This is a genomic window from Vibrio ostreicida, from assembly GCF_013074385.2.
Classification (GTDB): Bacteria; Pseudomonadota; Gammaproteobacteria; order Enterobacterales; family Vibrionaceae; genus Vibrio; species Vibrio ostreicida.
The window spans coordinates 1-1,660 of sequence record NZ_JABEYA020000031.1; the positions used below are offsets into that span (position 1 = coordinate 1).

Genomic DNA, 1,660 nt, shown 5'->3' on the forward strand with positions numbered 1-1,660 from the left:
TGAAAGCAAACTGTCCATCGTATAAGGAGGTGATCCAGCGCCAGGTTCCCCTAGCGCTACCTTGTTACGACTTCACCCCAGTCATGAACCACAAAGTGGTAAGCGTTCTCCCGAAGGTTAAACTACCTACTTCTTTTGCAGCCCACTCCCATGGTGTGACGGGCGGTGTGTACAAGGCCCGGGAACGTATTCACCGTGGCATTCTGATCCACGATTACTAGCGATTCCGACTTCATGGAGTCGAGTTGCAGACTCCAATCCGGACTACGACGCACTTTTTGGGATTCGCTCACTTTTGCAAGTTGGCTGCCCTCTGTATGCGCCATTGTAGCACGTGTGTAGCCCTACTCGTAAGGGCCATGATGACTTGACGTCGTCCCCACCTTCCTCCGGTTTATCACCGGCAGTCTCCCTGGAGTTCCCACCATTACGTGCTGGCAAACAAGGATAAGGGTTGCGCTCGTTGCGGGACTTAACCCAACATTTCACAACACGAGCTGACGACAGCCATGCAGCACCTGTCTCAGAGCTCCCGAAGGCACACCTGCGTCTCCGCTGGCTTCTCTGGATGTCAAGAGTAGGTAAGGTTCTTCGCGTTGCATCGAATTAAACCACATGCTCCACCGCTTGTGCGGGCCCCCGTCAATTCATTTGAGTTTTAATCTTGCGACCGTACTCCCCAGGCGGTCTACTTAACGCGTTAGCTCCGAAAGCCACGGCTCAAGGCCACAACCTCCAAGTAGACATCGTTTACGGCGTGGACTACCAGGGTATCTAATCCTGTTTGCTCCCCACGCTTTCGCATCTGAGTGTCAGTATCTGTCCAGGGGGCCGCCTTCGCCACTGGTATTCCTTCAGATCTCTACGCATTTCACCGCTACACCTGAAATTCTACCCCCCTCTACAGTACTCTAGTCCGACAGTTTCAAATGCTATTCCGAGGTTGAGCCCCGGGCTTTCACATCTGACTTAACGAACCACCTGCATGCGCTTTACGCCCAGTAATTCCGATTAACGCTCGCACCCTCCGTATTACCGCGGCTGCTGGCACGGAGTTAGCCGGTGCTTCTTCTGTCGCTAACGTCAAATGATGGTGCTATTAACACTACCACCTTCCTCACGACTGAAAGTACTTTACAACCCGAAGGCCTTCTTCATACACGCGGCATGGCTGCATCAGGCTTGCGCCCATTGTGCAATATTCCCCACTGCTGCCTCCCGTAGGAGTCTGGACCGTGTCTCAGTTCCAGTGTGGCTGATCATCCTCTCAGACCAGCTAGGGATCGTCGCCTTGGTGAGCCTTTACCTCACCAACTAGCTAATCCCACCTGGGCATATCTTGACGCGAGAGGCCCGAAGGTCCCCCTCTTTGGCCCGTAGGCGTTATGCGGTATTAGCCATCGTTTCCAATGGTTATCCCCCACATCAAGGCAATTTCCCAGGCATTACTCACCCGTCCGCCGCTCGACGCCGAAGGTGCAAGCACCTTCTCGTTTCCGCTCGACTTGCATGTGTTAGGCCTGCCGCCAGCGTTCAATCTGAGCCATGATCAAACTCTTCAATTTAAGATTTTGTTCGGCTCAATGAATACTGACTTCAAAACTTATCGTTACTCGAAAGTAACAAGCAATTTTAAAGCTATTACCATTCCAACAGAATG

1 rRNA gene is annotated in these 1,660 nt (G+C 52.5%); it reads right to left on the reverse strand.

The annotated features are described in order from the left end of the window. Positions 1 to 22: 22 nt before the first annotated feature. A 16S ribosomal RNA gene (locus HLM86_RS20080) occupies positions 23 to 1,565 on the reverse strand. Positions 1,566 to 1,660: the final 95 nt, after the last annotated feature.